This window comes from Wolbachia endosymbiont of Pentidionis agamae, assembly GCF_036711655.1.
Lineage (GTDB): Bacteria > Pseudomonadota > Alphaproteobacteria > Rickettsiales > Anaplasmataceae > JAZHPY01.
Genome location: NZ_JAZHPY010000167.1, coordinates 1 through 466 on the forward strand (window position 1 = coordinate 1; position 466 = coordinate 466).

Below are 466 nucleotides of genomic sequence, written 5' to 3' on the forward strand. Positions count from 1 at the left end.
TGAACTTTTTGCGCAATAAAATATACGATACAATTACTCCTTGAATCCACTTTGTACAAATTTATTGCTTCTCTTACCTATTCCACAATTAAACAACCTTCTAATGTCTCTTATTTGCACTCCTAATATTGGTATTACAATTGCATACGTGGTTTAATGGCAATAAACCTATGACATGAAGGTAAACTCATGCCTGAAAATATTTCAAGATAATCTAAATAAAAAGACTTAAAATATGGAGACTGGTGATAGGTAATGCTTTCAGCAATTGTAATGCTAGGTATTCTAGTGGGTTTTTTGCCACTTGGCAGTAGTGTATTGACAAAAATTTTGTCAATGGCATTACAAAAATCATCGACTATACAAAAAATTTCTGTTATTTTTTCCTTCATTGGTAACCTCTATATTTTTTATAATTTATTGAGTTTATCCTGCTCTCCTTCTCTTAGCTTCACTTCTATCTATT

Annotated in this window: 1 protein-coding gene; it reads right to left on the reverse strand. The window is 30.7% G+C overall.

Annotation, left to right across the window (positions count from 1 at the left end):
* Positions 1 to 134: 134 nt before the first annotated feature.
* Entirely contained in the window at positions 135 to 392 is a 258-nt protein-coding gene (locus V6U76_RS05470) for a hypothetical protein (protein WP_333024138.1), read from the reverse strand.
* Positions 393 to 466: the final 74 nt, after the last annotated feature.

Excerpts from the sequence above, each read along its gene's own strand:
- V6U76_RS05470 (WP_333024138.1), bottom strand. The coding sequence starts at position 392 with ATGAAGGAAAAAATAACAGAAATTTTTTGTATAGTCGATGATTTTTGT.